Raw genomic sequence first — 17,098 nt, forward strand, 5'->3', positions numbered from 1 at the left:
ACTAATACCTATAAAAAATATTCCTTTTTGATAATTTTCAGAAAAGTTTAAATTTACTAAGATAAGAAAGTAGAGTCGTAGTCTAATAGATTCGTAAATTTAAAGTTATGCAATGACTACAGATACAAATAAATATAAATGGGGGAACTTGTATGAAGAGAGGGAAATTTGGGAGGATTCTTACAGGAACGTTAGTTGCTGGTATGCTATTGTCACAAGGTGTTCCGTATAACGTATTAGCAGAAAGTCCGGCTGAACTGAAGCCAGTTGATAATGCGGAACAGGTGCTAATGAATCTGTCTGCAGAACAAAGAAAAGCGTTGGAACAGTTAGATGTAAGTCCTAATTTTACGATTTCACCTGATATTGATACGAATAGTCCTAAATTAGTTAACGTTATCGTGGAATTCAATCAAGCTCCAGCAAAAATTGAAGTGATGAAACAAGCGGCGAAAGGGAAGAAAATAGCTGCTACTACTGCGCAAGCAAAAGTGGATGAAGAGCATAAAGTGTTCAAACAACATGTCGAATCTTTAAAATCGAAGAAAGATGTTGGCACTTACGATACGAAAAAAGTGGAAATCACACGCGAATATAAGAATGCAATCAACGGTGTAGCGATGACTTTACCTGGTGTGGCTGTGCAGGAGCTGATCCAATCTGGAGTAGTAAACCGTGTCTTTAAAGATTACGAGGTAAAAGTAGAACCTCCAGTAGAAACACAAAAAGAAATCCAGCCAAAAATGGCGGACAGCATTCCGCAAATTGGTGTGGACAAGCTTCATGCAGAAAACATTACAGGTAAAGGGATTAAAGTCGGCGTTCTTGATACAGGTGTTGACTATAATCATCCAGATTTAAAAGATGCTTATAAAGGCGGATATGATTTTGTAGATAACGATGCAAATCCGATGGAAACAACGTACGAGGATTGGATAAAAGCTGGTAAGCCAGAATATCCAGGCTTAGTGTACTATACAAACCATGGTACACATGTAGCAGGAACGATTGCAGCTCAAAAGAAAAATAATGCAGATTACGCTGTAAAAGGTGTGGCACCTGATGTAGATTTATATGCTTACAGAGTATTAGGACCATGGGGCGGAGGAAATACAGCGGGAATCCTTGCTGGGATGGATAAAGCGATTGCGGATGGTATGGATGTCATCAACATGTCGCTAGGTGCGCAGACTAACGATCCGTTATATGCCACTTCTGTTGCAGTAAATAACGCTATGCTTTCAGGTGTGGTGACAGTTGTTGCCGCAGGTAACGCCGGACCGAACGAAAAAACTCTCGGTTCCCCGGGAACGGCAGCTCTTGGCATTTCAGTTGGGGCGAGTGATGTTTCTATGTCTATTCCTACATTCAGTGCGAGTGCATCTAATGAAAAATTTGAAAATATGCAGTTATTAGGCAAAGATTTTCCTGATAAATTAGAAGAATTGCAAGGACAATCGTTACCAATTGTATTTGCGGGACTTGGTAAAGAAGCTGATTTTACAGGGAAAGATCTTAGCGGAAAAATTGCGCTGATTCAGCGCGGGGAAATAACGTTTGATGAAAAAATTAAAAATGCGAAAAAAGCCGGAGCGAAAGCAGTTATTGTGTATAACAATGCTGAAGGACAAATATCTGCCTACTTAGGTGAAGGGGTAGGTCTTATTCCATCTTTCCGTCTGTCAAAAGCAGATGGCGAACGGTTAAAGGCGCTAGGTGAAGTATCTTTCAAATTCGAAACGCTGAGCAATACAAAAACGGAAGGCGATCACTTAGCTGATTTCAGCTCCCGTGGGCCGGTAAATGGGAATTATGATATTAAGCCAGACGTAGTCGCTCCGGGTGTGTCTATTTTCTCTACTGCACCGGAATATATTAACGATCCGCAGGACGGCATAAATTACGGTAATGCATATGTACGCTTGTCTGGTACTTCTATGGCTAGCCCTCACGTAGCGGGTACAGTAGCATTGATTTTGCAGGAGCATCCAGAATACACTCCTTTCGATGTAAAAGCGGCTCTTATGAATACATCTGATGATTTGAATGGCAAGAATTCCGTATATGAAGTGGGTGCTGGGCGCATCGATGCGTATCAAGCCGTCCATACGGACACGTCCATTAAAGTATTAGACAAAACACAAAATGTAGAGAACGGAAAAGTTGTCGAAATTGACGAAGAAACAGGTTCTATCGTGTTTGGCAGACATGTTAAGCAAGATGGTAAACCGATTGAAGCGAGCAAAAAAGTAAATGTCCAAAACAACAGTAAAGACGAAAAATCATTTAAAGTAGAAGTGGAGTATCACGGTGAGCGTACAGGCATTCAAGATGCAGTAAAGAACGGTATACAAGTTGAGGTGCCGGCATCTCTTACAGTGGCAGGCGGAAAATCACAGGAACTGCAGCCAAAAATCACGATTCCTGCTAGCGCAGCGAAAGGCAGATACGAAGGATATATTCATGTAACGAATGCGAACAATCCGGCTGAAACATATCAAATCCCGTTCGCTGTCATGGTGACGGAAAAGGGATTTGAATATGCGAAAACGAGCAATCCATCCGTGACGAATACGACACCTTTCTGGCAAGGTCTGTACCCGTTTGTTCATGTCAACATGAAGTTGAATAGCCCTATGAAAACCATTGATGTGCTTGTTAAGGATAGTGCAACAGGGAAAGCTGTAGGTTTTATAGGCACAGCAGATGTCAGCAGATTACTGATAGACGTAGACACGTTTCTTCTGAATGTATTTAGCGGTACTGTCTATCCATTTACCAATGATCCTTCTAGGCCAATTGGTGATCTTCCTGTAAAGCTTCCGGCAGGTGATTATCTACTGGAACTGATTGCACACGATGAGGAAGGGAAATCATATGTTGTAGATAATCCGCTTATTGTGGACAATACAGCACCGGAAGTAAATATGGATAAAAAACCGGGTGTAATCGAGGTGAATGACTCCATGTTTACAGTAGAGGATGGACAAAAAGCAGTATGGTTGCATGGGACAGCTAAGGATGCGACAGTGGATCTATTGAAATCGAAAGGCTTAAACTATGACCAATCGTCCAATAGCATGGGTTACTCTGCAAACTCTCCATTCATAAATGGGTACTTCCCGATCCAAGCGAATGGAGATGTGAAATTCGGTATTGAGGCAAGTGATATTGCAACAAAACCTCTAAAATTGACTTTGACTACGTCTGATATCGCAACGGCAGTTGATAAACAAAACTATGTTTTCATGAAAGAAGGTACAGAATATACAACTTCTAGTTATGATAAGAAAGACGTAAAAGTCGGCGATAACGTTACAATGACACTTAGCCTTAATAATGTGAAACAGCTCGTATCCGGGGAATTTCAGGTCGATTTCAGCAAAGATTTGTTCAAGTTTGAGAATGTGAAACTGAACAATGCGGCAAACGAGTACGCGAAGGAAAGAGGTTTGGAAGTATCAATGCAAGAACCTATGGTGACAGAAGGAACTTACAATAATACGGTGAAAGTCGGCTCATCTATGAAAGGGAATGCATTTAGCGGTATGGACGGAGATCTTCCTTTCCTTGATGTCACGTTCAAAGTAGTAAGTGATGCATATTACGATAACGTTATGAGTCCTAACCTGTTTAATGTAAAACAGGCGTCTTATATGAAATTGGGACAAACAGTAGCTACTGCAATTCCTTATTTCAGCACAGAAAGTTTTAACATGATTTCAACACATTCGAGAGCGTATGGTTATATCGGACCGGAAGCATTTTTGAATGGAGGCTCTTTGAGAAAAGCAGATTATACAAAAATCGGTGCCCAAGTATATGCGATGTCTCCAAGTGGTAAAAAATATAAAGGAACGATTGATAAACAAGGAACCTACGAGATTAAAGGCATCCCAGCTTCTACTGAAGCATACACAGTTGTTATTGATGTTCCGGGACATCTCAAAGCGATGAAAAAATTCATTCCGGGGTATTTTGTAGGAGATGAGCTGCGCGGGCAACAGGTAGGGGTACGTGTTAAAAATCTTGCAGGCGACGTGAATGGTGATAGATTGATTGATATTCGCGATATGCAAAGTGCAGTTGAAGCATACGGCGAGAAGGATGCATCTATCGTGCCACAAGACATCAACCAAGACGGTGTTGTAGACGAGACGGATGTTCGCTTCATTGAGCAAAACTTCTTGCAAAAAGAAGTCGGTGTCCCAGAAGTGGTTAAGCCAAAAGAAACAATCGGTAAAAAAGGATTAGCAGATTTCTTACGTCAGATTGGTCTAGAACCGAAATCAAAGTAATACAGTGAAACTTTGATTAGTGGGGGATTTTCTTCATCCCCCATTAATGATTTCTTACTTAATCTAATGATAGATTTTATCCGCTATATTTTTATACAAAGTAAGATCAATAGCTTTAAAGGTTACTTCTTTTGTTTGATTTTCAGAATGGCATCTTAGTTTACTAGTTTCACGGATTGTTTGTAAAACAATTATATGAAGAAAAGAGGATGTGCTATGAAGAGAAGAAAAAAAGAGAAGCTTCTTATAGGAACGTTAGCTGTAGGTATGTTATTGTCACAAGGTATTCCGTATAACGTATTGGCAGAAAGTCCGGTTGAACTGAATCCAGTTGATAATGTAGAGAAAGTTTTGACGAACCTGTCGGCAGATCAAAGAAAGGCTTTAGAGCAATTAGATGTAAATCCTAACTTTACAATTTCTCCTGATATTGATGCTAATAGTCCTGAACTAGTCAAAGTTATCGTGGAATTCAATCAGGCTCCGGCGAAAATTGAAGTGATGAAACAAGCGGCGAAAGGAAAGAAAATAGCTACTACTACTGCGCAAGCAAAAGTGGATGAAGAACATAAAGTGTTCAAACAACATGTCGAATCCTTGAAATCGAAAAAGGATGCCGGCACGTATGATACGCAAAAAGTGAAGATTACACGCGAATATAAAAATGCGATTAACGGTGTAGCTATGACGTTACCTGGCGTTGCAGTGCAGGATTTATTACAATCTGGAGTCGTAAAACGTGTCTATAAAGATTATGAAGTAAAAGTGGAACCTCCGGTAGAAACGAAAGAAACCATCGATCCGAAAATGGCGGACAGCATTCCGCAAATTGGTGTGGACAAGCTGCATGCAGAAAATATTACAGGTAAAGGAGTTAAAGTCGGCGTTCTTGATACAGGTGTTGACTATAATCATCCTGACTTAAAAGGTGCTTATAAAGGCGGATATGATTTTGTTGATAATGACGAAAATCCGATGGAAACAACATACGAGGATTGGATAAATGCTGGTAAGCCGGAATATCCTGGTTATACGTATTACACAAATCATGGTACACATGTAGCGGGTACAATTGCAGCTCAAAAGAAAAATAACGCGGATTATGCTGTGAAAGGTGTAGCACCTGAAGTTGACTTATATGCTTACAGAGTGTTAGGCCCTTGGGGAGCAGGATCTACAGAAGGAATCCTTGCTGGAATGGATAAAGCGATTGCAGATGGTATGGACGTTATCAATATGTCGTTAGGTGCGCAGACGAATGATCCGTTATACGCTACTTCTGTCGCAGTAAATAACGCCATGCTTTCAGGTGTGGTAACAGTTGTTGCTGCAGGTAACGCTGGGCCAAACGAAAAAACACTCGGTTCCCCGGGAGCGGCAGCTCTTGGTATTTCAGTAGGGGCAAGCAATGCTGCTATGTCTATTCCTACATTCAGCGGGAGTGCTGCGAACGAAAAGTTTGAAGGTATGCAGTTATTAGGTAAAGATTTTCCTGATAAATTAGAAGATCTACAAGGACAATCTTTATCGATTGTATTTGCGGGACTTGGGAAAGAAGCGGATTTTACTGGAAAAGACCTTAATGGGAAAATTGCATTAATTCAGCGCGGTGAAATTACGTTTGATGAAAAAATCAAAAACGCCAAAAAAGCCGGAGCGAAAGCGGTTATTGTGTATAACAATGTTGATGGACAAATATCTGCCTACTTAGGTGAGGGGGTAGGTCTTATTCCCTCTTTCCGTCTTTCAAAAGCAGATGGCGAACGGTTAAAGGCGTTAGGTGAAGTATCTTTCAAATTTGAAACATTGAGCAATACAAAAACGGAAGGCGATCACTTAGCTGATTTCAGCTCCCGTGGGCCGGTAGACGGAAACTACGATATTAAGCCAGATGTAGTCGCTCCTGGTGTGTCGGTTTTCTCGACTGCACCGGAATATATCAATGATCCGCAAGATGGTGTAAATTACAGCAATGCCTATGTACGATTGTCTGGTACGTCTATGTCGACTCCTCACGTGGCAGGTGCAGCAGCATTGATTTTACAGGAGCATCCGGAATATACACCATTTGATGTAAAATCAGCTCTTATGAACACATCTGATGATTTGAACGGGGGCTATTCCGTATACGAAGCGGGTGCTGGGCGTATTGATGTATATCAAGCTGTTCATACAGACATATCCATTAAAGTATTAGATAAAACACAAAATGTGGAGAATGGAAATGTTGTCGAAATTGATGAACAAACAGGATCCATCGTGTTCGGCAGATATTATAAGCAAGATGATAAAACAATTGAAGCAAGCAAAAAAGTAAATGTCCAAAACAACGGCAAGGAAGAAAAATCATTTAAAGTAGAAGTAGAGTATCACGGTGAACGTACAGGTATTCAAGATGCGGTGAAGAATGGTGTACAAGTTGAGGTGCCGGCATCTCTTACAGTAGCAAGTGGAAAATCACAGGAGCTGCAGCCGAAAATTACGATTCCTGCTAGCGCAGCGAAAGGCAGATACGAAGGATATATTCATGTAACGAATGCGAACAATCCGGCCGAAACGTATCAAATTCCATTCGCTGTCATGGTGACAGAAAAGGGATTTGCCTCTATGGAAACGGAACGACCATCAGTGACAAATGATACGCCTTTCTGGCAATACATGAGACCAATCATCTTTGGAATAGTGAAGTTGAATAGCCCAATGGAAACAATCGATATCGTTGTCAAAGACAGCAAATCGGGGAAAGCTGTAGGACTGACTGGAACGATAGAGGCCAGCAATATGCTGACAGATAGAGAGTATGGTGGAGTATTCTTCAATAGCTATGTCTATCCATTTACAAATGATTCCTCCAAGCCAATTGGAGATGTCCCTGTAAAACTTCCAGAAGGAGACTATACAATTGAAATGATCGGGCATGATGAGGAAGGAAAATCATATGTGCTAGGCAATCCGATGATTGTAGATAATACAGCACCGGAAGTAAACATGGATAAAAAACCAGGTGTAATCGAGATTAATGATTCCATGTTTACAGTAGAGGATGGACAAAAAGCGGTATGGCTCCATGGAACAGTTAAAGATTCCACGGTAGATGTATTACAATCGAAAGGCTTAAACTATGATCAATCGTCCAATAGAATGGCTTACTATGCAAATTCTGGATTTATAGGTGGATTCTTCCCGATACAAGCAAATGGAGATGTAAAATTCGGTATTGAGGAAAGTGACATTGCAACAAAACCTTTAAATTTGAAGTTGGCTACGTTTGATATGGCAACGGCAGTTGGTAGACAAAACTATATCTTTATGAAGGAAGGTACAGAGTATACGACTTCTAGTTACGATAAGAAAGACGTAAAAGTCGGTGATCCTGTAACAATGACACTCAGCCTCAATAATGTAAAGCAGCTTGTATCTGGAGAATTCCAGGTAGAGTTCATGAAAGATTTGTTCAAGTTTGAAAATGTGAAGCTGAACAATGCCGCAAACGAGTATGCAAAGGAAAAGGGCTTGGAGGTATCGTTGCAAGAGCCTGTGTTGACGGAAGGAGATTACTTTAGTACGGTGAAAGTCGGCGCGTCTATGACAGGAAATGCATTCAGTGGTATGGACGGAGATCTTCCTTTCCTTGATGTCACGTTCAAAGTCGCACATGATGAATGGTATTTCGGTGATACCTTTATGGATGTAAAGAAAGCGTCTTATATGAAAGCGGGACAAACAGCAGCTACTGCTATTCCTTTTTACAACACAGAAAATGTAAACATCATTTCGAAGCATTCGACTGTGACAGGTTATATTGGACCGGAAGCATTTTTGTCAGTAGACGGTTATTTGAAAGCAGGAGATTATACGAAAATTGGCGCCAAAGTATATGCGCTGTCTCCGAGCGGTAAAAAATATAAGGGAACTATTGATAAACGAGGAGAATACCGTATCGATGGTATTCCGGCTTCTGATGAAGTATTCACAATTGTTGCTGAGGTTCCAGGACACCTCAAAGTAACGAGGAAGTTTATTCCTGGATATGCTGTAAACGGTGAACAGCGTGGGCAAAGCTTTAGATTCCCTTCCCTGAAAGGTCTTGCAGGGGACGTGAATGGTGACAGATTGATTGATATTCGCGATATGCAAAGTGTAGTTGAAGCATACGGCAAGAAGGATGCATCTATCTTGCCACAAGACATCAACCAAGATGGTGTCGTAGACGAGACAGATGTCCGCTTCATTGAGAAAAACTTCTTGCAAAAAGAAGTCGGCGTTCCAGAAGCGGTTAAGCCGAAGGAAAAAATCGGTAAAAAAGGCTTGGCAGATTTCTTACGTCAGATCGGTTTAGAACCGAAGAAATAAAATAGGGTGACCTAGGAGTGGTTGTTGATAAACGAGGGGAATTTCATCTTCTGCAAATATCGATAGTCGCTCTTGAATAAAACACTAAGTTCTTTATTAAGAACTTAGTGGCTATTTAAAAGGCATCAAATAAGGAAACAATTCGTTTTTGCCTCATATGGGCTTATCAGCTTTTGAGTAGTTTAAATATTATAAAAATAGGGGGATTATTAAAATGAGTCTTAAGAAAAAACTTGGTATGGGTGTTGCATCTGCAGCTCTTGGTTTATCTTTAATCGGAGGCGGAACGTTTGCGTACTTCAGTGATAAAGAAGTATCAGAAAACACATTTGCGGCTGGTACGTTAGATTTGAGCATTGATCCACAAGTTATCATCGATGTTGACAACATCAAACCAGGTGATCAAATAGAACGCGATTTCCACTTAATCAACAGCGGTACTTTGAAAATTAAGGACGTTCACCTTCTTACTGATTACACTGTAACAGATGCAAAAGGTGATAATGGAAATGCTGATTTCGGTGATCATGTCAAAGTGGAGTTTTTATGGAACATAGACAAAAACACAGTTCCTGTATGGGAAACTACTTTGTCTGAATTGAAACAGGCTACTGCTGATGGAAACTTGCCTGATCTTGTAGAAAAAGGTGTTGTAAACTGGGAAGGAAACGGACTTGCTCCAGGCACGGATGACAATTTCTATGTGAAATTCATATTTGAAGATAATGGAGAAGATCAAAACGTATTCCAAGGAGATACATTGAAATTGAACTGGACATTCGATGCGGCTCAGACAAAAGGGGAAGAAAAATAAGTTCGAATTTTATTCATTATATCTATGTAACAACTTAGACGTTAAATAAAAGTGTAAGATAAAGAGAGGTCATGCTACGAAGGATGACCTCTCTTTTTATATTTTGTATAATATAGAAGTTTCACTTGTAAATTGATGATACATAAGCTGAGTTTAAGCTAGCATTTCCGCTTTTCGACTTTGGATAACATCATCATAATGCATGAGTAAATTACTAGAAATTTCATCCCAACTTTGTGTGGCAGCATAGGATCGAGCATCTAGGCTTATTTGTTTACGCATTTCTTCATTATTTAACAATTCATAAATAGATGATAAAAATGAGTCTTCATTTTTGGGTTCGCATAGAACTCCCGTTTTTCCATCTGTAATAATATTTTTAACCCCGCCACTATTCGCACCAATGACAGGTGTACCACATGCAAGTGACTCCAGTACGACGTTCCCAAATGTTTCAGTAGTAGATGGAAATACCATTAGATCAGAGGAAGCGTAGGCTTCAGCTAAATCTTCACCTTGTAAATATCCAGTAAAGGTTACATTTGTTTGCGGAACAGCTTCACGTAAATTTGGTGCTAGAGGACCGTCTCCAGCGATGAGCCAATGAATATCGTCACGATCTTTGTTCGTTGTTTGAATAAGTGTTTGAAGAGTGTCGATATCTTTTTCAGGAGCAATCCGTCCAACATAGGAAAGGACATACTTCGCTGTAATATTATATTTTTTTCGGAATAGGTCTGTATAAGATGGATGAAAGAGTGTGCAATCTACACCCCGTCCCCAAATAGAGAGGGCCTGAAATCCTTTATTTTTTAATTGATGTAATGTTTCAGAGGATGGAACGAAATTTTTTTGCATATGGCTATGAAACCATTTTAAATAGTTCCAAAGCATATTGGAGAGGAATTCGATTTTGTAATAGCGTAAATAGGCATCGAAATCAGTATGATAAGAACCGACAACAGGGATGTTCAACTTTTTTGCATAATACAATCCACAAAGTCCCATGTTGAAAGGCGTGGCAATGTGAATGATATCAGGTTTAAAGGCAAGAAGTTCCCGTTTAATGCGCGGAGTAGGAAAAGAAAAGCGACATTCTGGATATAATATTGTTAACGGGATACTTCTCATTTTGTTCACATTCGCTACGAAATTGTCTTCAGCCGTATGCTGAGGGGCGAAAACTGAATAGGCGATATTTTCTTTTTGGAAATATCGTGTTAACCGTTCTAACGTTTTCGCAACCCCGTTCACTTGTGGTGTAAAAGTATCGGTAAATATGGCGACTCTCATCATATCGCTCCTTTATGTGAAAAGTGGGATGAATTGATAAAAAGAGATGATGCCAGAGCAAGTGCCGAGGCACATACCGACGAATACATCTGACGGATAATGAAGTCCTAAATAAATACGAGAAATACCGACGCATAATGCTAATGGTAATAGAAAAACAAGTAAGCTTGGATTATAGCAAATAAATGGAATGAAAACAGAAAAAACAGCCGTTGTATGACCAGACGGGAAAGAGTGGTCTTTTAATGGATGGACTGGATATTTCGCATCTTGAATTGTTAAATAAGGACGTTTTCGTGGATACCATCTTTTTAATATTTGCACAGGAATATGGCTAATCATTAAAGAAATAGCAGTTGCAATTGCAGCTTGGTGCAAAGTCCCTTTTGCAAAAATTAAAAAGAAAAGTGTAAGTGCAATGGAGAAGGTGGCACCACCGATATGAGTAATATTGCTGAAAAAGATGTTTAATGTTCTTTGATCAAAGTAGCGGTTAATTCCTTTGAAAATGTAACATTCTATTTTATATAATCCACTGACCTTCATGAAAATTCTCCTCCCTCGTTTACATATATATGGAGATATTAGCTTTTATTTTAATAAGATTTTGTTGAGGGAGTAATAATGTTTTGTAAAGAAAAAGTTAGTTTTTTCATAAGAAAAGCTGCCAGTCTTATGGCAGCGTTAAAATTACTTTTGTAATGATTTATAGTACTGACCTTTTTCAACGTATTGTGTGCGGATACGTTCCATATCTTTACGGTCCTCTTCTGTTAATTCACGAATGACCTTCGCTGGACGACCGAAAGCTAATGTATTAGGTGGGATTTTCTTTCCTTGTGAAACGAGGCTTCCTGCACCAATGAAAGCTCCTTCACCGATTTCAGCACCGTCTAATATAATAGAGCCCATTCCAACTAAAGCATCTTTCTTAATGTGACAGCTATGTAAAATAACTTGATGCCCAACTGTAACATCATCTTCTAAAATAAGAGGATACTGTGGGCTTTGGTGAAGCGTACATTGATCTTGTACATTTACGCGGTCACCAATTATCGTTGGTGATACATCGCCACGGATGACTGTATTAAACCAAATACTTGATTCCTCGCCAATTGTCACATCACCTGTAATGGTAACGTAGTCAGCGATAAAAGCACTACTCGAAATTTTCGGATTTTTTTCTTTATAAGGATATATCATGTAAAGCCTTCCTTTCCTAGAGACTAGTTTTAGTTTATCAAATTATGAAAAAGAGTGAAATGGAGGAGGTCCGTATGTGGAATTATGAAGCAGAGGAAGCGAAAGCTGTAGTCGTTATTGTGCACGGTGCTATGGAGTATCATGGACGTTACGAAGCAATCGCGGAAATGTGGAATCATATCGGCTACCACGTCGTGATGGGAGATCTGCCGTCACATGGAACTACTTCGAGAAATAGAGGACATATTGATTCATTTGATGAATACATAGAGGAAATAAAGTTATGGGTGAAAGAAGCAAGGAAGTACCGATTACCTATTTTTCTATTCGGTCATAGTATGGGCGGCCTTATCGTCATTCGTATGATGCAAGAAACGAAGAGAGAGGACATAGATGGGATTGTACTAAGCTCGCCATGTTTAGGTGTATTAGCTGCACCTGCAACTCCGCTTCGAGCTGCTTCAAAAATATTAAATGTTGTTGCTCCAAAATTGCAATTCGCCACGAATCTAACGGTAGAAATGTCAACTCGTAATCATGAAGTGAGAGATGCGATGGAGAATGATTCATTGTTCTTGCGCAAAGTATCAGTACGTTGGTATAGTGAATTGATTAAGTCTATTGAAATTGCTCATAAGAAAATAGACGATTTTCCAGATGTTCCACTCTTGCTAATGCAAGCATGTGAGGATAAACTTGTAGATAAAACACGTGTCCGCATGTGGTTTGATAATGTTAAAATAAGTGATAAGGCATATAAAGAATGGCCGAATTGTTATCATGAGTTATTAAATGAGTATGAGCGTGATGAAATTTTGAATTATATTCAGGCATTTACTGAAATACGCATCCATAACATAATAGAAACAAATAAGTAAATTATTTGTACATTGAATAGAGGAGATGAAGGAAGAAGTGAACGTACCGAGTAATCCCATAACGCTCATGGCGAAAGTATACCGTGATGTGTTTCCGGTTGTACACCATGAGCTAGCGGTGTGGAAAGAGCGTGCCTACCATATTCCGAATGATGAGCTTCATAGTCAGGCAATCGCAAGTATTGAGAATAAAACGTTTCATTGCGAGGGTGGTGGCATTTTAGCGCTGCTAGCAAATGAACACCGAGAGGAATGTATTCGTTTTATCGTAGCGTATCAAACAATTAGCGATTATTTAGATAATTTATGTGATCGCAGTACATCACTTGATCCAAATGATTTTGCCGCGCTTCATGAATCTATGTTAATGGCATTATCACCTGAAGTAGAAGGTGGCGGTAATTATTATCGTTACCGTGATGATCAAGATGATGGTGGTTATTTAGATGAACTTGTTGAAACATGCCAAGATGTTTTAAAGAAAACGAAGCACTATGATAAAATTGCTCCTGTTCTTCATGAACTTGCTTGTTATTATTGTGATTTGCAAATTCATAAACACGTGAAATTAGAAGAAAGAGAACCACGCTTACAAACATGGTTTGAAGCACATAAAGAAAACTTACCTGAGATGAGCTGGTTTGAATTTTCAGCATGTGCCGGTTCTACGCTTGGAATCTTCTGTCTTGTAGCATATGCATTTCATGATGAATTACATGATGAAGATATTGCGAAAATTAGACAAGGGTACTTCCCTTACGTACAAGGACTTCATATCTTACTTGATTATTTCATCGATCAAGAAGAAGACCGTATAGGCGGGGATTTGAATTTCTGTAGTTATTATGAAAACGAGCAAGCTATATTAGATCGTATGAAACACTTTGTAGAAGAAGCAGAGAAGAGCATTGGTGATCTACCTCATGCGAAGTTTCATCGTCTCATAAGCCGAGGGTTACTTGGTATTTACTTATCAGACCAAAAAGTATCGGCGCAAAAGAATATGCACAAAATGGCGCGGCGCATTGTAAAATACGGAGGGCTCACTTCACGATTCTTCTATTGGAACGGGAAGATGTACCGAAAGAAAATGGCGCAGTGATGAAGAAAACCACTCATGTTGAGTGGTTTTTGTTATAATATGGTAAATGAGTGTTGGAAATGAAGTGTGTGTTTCAAAAGCTAAATGACCATATTGAAGTAACAGTACTTGTGCTACTTTCCGTTTCATTTGTAACTGGAATGTATATGATGATGAATAAAGCTGGTGGTCCTACAACGATGGATTATGTAGCTCAAGTTATCATCGCATTGATTATTATAGTAGATATTGTCTTTTTAATAAGTGGTAGAAAAAAAGAAAATAGTAAATAAAAAGCATTTGTACATGGGAGTACAAATGCTTTTTATTATGATCGTATTTTCAAAAATAGGTATATGAGAAGTTCAACCGCGAAAATAACTAAAACGGATAGTCCGAATAAAGGCATGATAGCGCCTAGTATAACCATAATGATGATGAAAGCGAATAAGCTCTTTTTGTCTTTTTGCTTTGGCGGTGCTGCTAATTTTCCTTTCGGCTTTCTGCCTAACCACATTTTTACTCCGTAATAAATGAGAAGTAATAAAGATAATGTTGTTAGTAAGCATAATATTTTATTTGGCCATCCGAATAAATGCCCTTCGTGAAGCGGGATACCGTAAGTGAACCATTGTGCAAATAATCCATAATCACGATAGTCCGTTTTTGAAAGTAGTTCTCCGCTATATTGATCAAAATAAGCTGTTATTTCTTCATTTGGTGCGACATGCATACCTGTAATACCAGAACCGCTTGATTTCGAAACAGTGAATACACCTTTCGGATCAGCCGGTAGTGAGATAACATATGGCTTCTTTATTTCAATTCCTTTTTGTAATTCATCGACAGAAATTGCTTTTGGTTCATTTGAATTCGATTCAGGAGGAGCTTCCTTTCTTGTTGCCCACGGCAATTCTTTTACCTTTGATTCAGGCGGTGCCATATACAACTTTGGATATCCGATTGATTCATTCGACGATGCGATTTTATAAATTTGGTTACCCATGAATCCTGACCACGGCAATCCAGATGCGACTAGCAGAACGAGAGGAATTGTAAATATAATACCGATAATAGAATGACGTCGTTTTGCTTTTTCACGCTTATTGGATGACGGTGTGTTTTTGAATTGGCGTATACTCATATACAACCCGGTCACAATTAAAAAGATTGTCCAGCATGCTGCAAGTTCTACAATATAGTTGACGACAGTACCACCAACTAAAAGGGAACTATGTAATTCCCGCATTATATTAGCAAACGTTTCGCTTGCGTTTTGATCTCCGACAATTTGATTATTACTATCTAAATACACATATTTTTGTTGCCCAGTATATTCATTTGCGATGGTAAGTCTCGTATTATAATCCCCATTAAACTCACTAATTTTCCCCACACTATAATGCGGATATTTTTTCTCTGTTAATGAAATAGACTCAGACATCGGGATAGATTCTGTTTGGGCGCTCTTCCCAAAATATAAATCTTTATAGATGAAATCCTCAACTTCTTCTCGAAATAAATACCCAATTCCGCTCAGTGACAAAGTAATAAGAAGCGGTGTAATAAAAAGCCCAGCATAAAAATGCCAACGCCAAAAAATGTAATGAAGCGAACGATTTACTTTCATACTTTCAGTTCCCCTAACCTTCCCTATATGAATAGATTACTCATTTAATATAGCGAGATTAAGTGTGTATATTTTGAAAGAATTGTGAAAAATGTTAAAAGTTTTGGGGATTTTCATCAAACATAAAACACATTTCAAAAGGGATGTTTTCTATGCTTATGAAGATCTCTTTGTATTTGATACATACATCTTAACAACCGCCTCAGCAAGACATTGAGAGGAATCAACAAAATCCTCACGCACCACCACATTCAAATCGGTACATGCGATAATAGCAGTATCTATTACATCTTTTAACTGTAAAACGAGCACACTCCATAATTTACGAGCTTCTTCAACTTCTCCGCCTTTAATACAAGTAATAATTTGATTAATCATTTCCTGCCATTTTTCATTATGAATGTACTCTATATTACGCTTTGCAATCCCGTCTTGGTAAATACCCGCTTGAACAGTCGCTTCTGTTGCGAGAAGAGCGACCCTTTTTGTATTTTCAGGAATTGCTTGTAACGTCTCATCGACTATATTTAAAATCGGAATAGAAATAGAATGCTGCAATTCCTCGAAATAAAGGTGCGCCGTATTGCACGGCATAGCGATAAAGTCTACGCCAGTACCCTCAAGTTTTTGTGCCCCTTCTATAATTGCTTTTTTCATCGCCACATGATCAATAGGGCGATCCATATAAAATGGCGTTGGGCAAGAATAAATCATCATATGAGGGAAATCCATATCATGCTTTGCTCCGTATATTGTTTGGCATTGTGCTACAACTGTATCGACGAATGGCCCAGTTGATTTTGGTCCCATTCCTGCTAGTATTCCGATCATTGTTTCGTCTCCTTTAATATGTAATCAAAAACGTTTTTTGCGAATGAGAAAAAGAAATAAAGTAAGTAATAAAAATGAATATACGATAGCCCAAGCTGTGAGCCATAAAGTGTGAGTAAGTATATTATATTTGTATTGTCCAAGCATTAGAAAGCTTTCGACAGGTGGTAAAAACCATAGTACCTCTTTTTTTAACCGGATTGAGGCGATCGTCATAAGTAATATAAATGTAAGGCTAAGCCAAGCGGTGCTTGCTTTTTGAATAATATTTCTAGTAAATAATGTTGCGATTGAAATTCCTAGTATAGAGAAAGACATGTGAGCGAGAAATCCGACTAGAAATAAAGAAGCTGTCATTTTTTCATTAAACATCTGCAAAATAATTGGATAAATTACGGATATAAAAGATAACACAGTACAAATGAGAAGAGCTGTAATATATTTACCAACGTATAGTGCCGAAATATTATTTGTGTGTGAAATAATGATTTGTTCTTGTACAGGGTCTTCAGTATGAAAAATTGTGATTGTAATCCAGGCAGATAATAAATAAAGTGCGAGTGCGGTTTCTAAATATGTCGGTACAATAGGAGTCGGTTTATATGTATATACAAAAAGTAAGCTTACAAAGTACATCACAATAGGAGGAATGTATTTATACGATTTTGTGTAATCGAGAAAATGATAACGAATAAGCGCAAACATAATAAACCTTCT

Annotated in this window: 12 protein-coding genes; 6 read left to right on the forward strand and 6 right to left on the reverse strand. The window is 38.8% G+C overall.

Annotated elements, in window-relative coordinates; translation table 11 throughout:
- The first annotated feature begins 152 nt into the window (after window positions 1-152).
- The 3 genes from MR065_RS02710 to MR065_RS02720 all read left to right on the forward strand — a co-directional run bounded on the left by MR065_RS02710 (window position 153) and on the right by MR065_RS02720 (window position 9,465).
- A complete protein-coding gene (locus MR065_RS02710; RefSeq protein ID WP_242212384.1) occupies window positions 153-4,298 on the forward strand; it encodes a S8 family serine peptidase in 4,146 nt (1,381 codons plus the stop codon).
- 216 nt (window positions 4,299-4,514) lie between these two features.
- The gene (locus tag MR065_RS02715) at window positions 4,515-8,651 is read left to right on the forward strand and encodes a S8 family serine peptidase (protein ID WP_242212386.1); all 4,137 of its coding nucleotides are present in this window, start codon (window positions 4,515-4,517) and stop codon (window positions 8,649-8,651) included.
- Window positions 8,652-8,865: 214 nt separating this feature from the next.
- Window positions 8,866-9,465: a CalY family protein gene (locus MR065_RS02720; protein ID WP_242212388.1), complete on the forward strand. Its 600-nt coding sequence runs from the start codon at window positions 8,866-8,868 to the stop codon at window positions 9,463-9,465.
- A 153-nt stretch (window positions 9,466-9,618) separates the two neighbouring features.
- Here the strand turns inward: MR065_RS02720 and MR065_RS02725 are convergent, their stop codons facing one another.
- The 3 genes from MR065_RS02725 to MR065_RS02735 form a co-directional block, all read right to left on the reverse strand.
- On the reverse strand, window positions 9,619-10,758 hold the full coding sequence (locus tag MR065_RS02725) for a glycosyltransferase family 4 protein (protein ID WP_242212389.1): 1,140 nt from the start codon (window positions 10,756-10,758) through the stop codon (window positions 9,619-9,621).
- Window positions 10,759-10,770: 12 nt separating this feature from the next.
- Window positions 10,771-11,304, reverse strand: a complete 534-nt coding sequence (locus MR065_RS02730) for a phosphatase PAP2 family protein (RefSeq protein WP_242212390.1) — start codon at window positions 11,302-11,304, stop codon at window positions 10,771-10,773.
- A 144-nt stretch (window positions 11,305-11,448) separates the two neighbouring features.
- A complete protein-coding gene (locus MR065_RS02735) occupies window positions 11,449-11,961 on the reverse strand; it encodes a gamma carbonic anhydrase (protein WP_242212391.1) in 513 nt (170 codons plus the stop codon).
- 74 nt (window positions 11,962-12,035) lie between these two features.
- Here MR065_RS02735 and MR065_RS02740 point away from each other — a divergent pair, with 74 nt between their 5' ends.
- The 3 genes from MR065_RS02740 to MR065_RS02750 are packed head-to-tail and all read left to right on the forward strand — an operon-like array spanning window position 12,036 to window position 14,213.
- A complete protein-coding gene (locus MR065_RS02740; RefSeq protein WP_242212392.1) occupies window positions 12,036-12,839 on the forward strand; it encodes an alpha/beta hydrolase in 804 nt (267 codons plus the stop codon).
- A 37-nt stretch (window positions 12,840-12,876) separates the two neighbouring features.
- The gene (locus MR065_RS02745) at window positions 12,877-13,941 is read left to right on the forward strand and encodes a tetraprenyl-beta-curcumene synthase family protein (protein ID WP_001102483.1); all 1,065 of its coding nucleotides are present in this window, start codon (window positions 12,877-12,879) and stop codon (window positions 13,939-13,941) included.
- 59 nt (window positions 13,942-14,000) lie between these two features.
- Entirely contained in the window at window positions 14,001-14,213 is a 213-nt protein-coding gene (locus MR065_RS02750) for a hypothetical protein (RefSeq protein WP_242212393.1), read from the forward strand.
- Between the two features lie 35 nt (window positions 14,214-14,248).
- On the opposite strand, the gene MR065_RS02755 is transcribed toward MR065_RS02750, so the two are convergent.
- From MR065_RS02755 to MR065_RS02765, 3 genes are all read right to left on the reverse strand, one after another.
- Window positions 14,249-15,550: a PepSY-associated TM helix domain-containing protein gene (locus tag MR065_RS02755; protein WP_242212395.1), complete on the reverse strand. Its 1,302-nt coding sequence runs from the start codon at window positions 15,548-15,550 to the stop codon at window positions 14,249-14,251.
- 156 nt (window positions 15,551-15,706) lie between these two features.
- Complete coding sequence (locus MR065_RS02760; RefSeq protein WP_242212396.1) at window positions 15,707-16,381, reverse strand: aspartate/glutamate racemase family protein; 675 nt, start codon at window positions 16,379-16,381, stop codon at window positions 15,707-15,709.
- 24 nt (window positions 16,382-16,405) lie between these two features.
- Window positions 16,406-17,086, reverse strand: a complete 681-nt coding sequence (locus MR065_RS02765; RefSeq protein WP_242212398.1) for an ABC transporter permease — start codon at window positions 17,084-17,086, stop codon at window positions 16,406-16,408.
- Window positions 17,087-17,098: the final 12 nt, after the last annotated feature.

Source organism: Bacillus cereus group sp. BfR-BA-01383, assembly GCF_022663495.1.
Lineage (GTDB): Bacteria > Bacillota > Bacilli > Bacillales > Bacillaceae_G > Bacillus_A > Bacillus_A cereus_AU.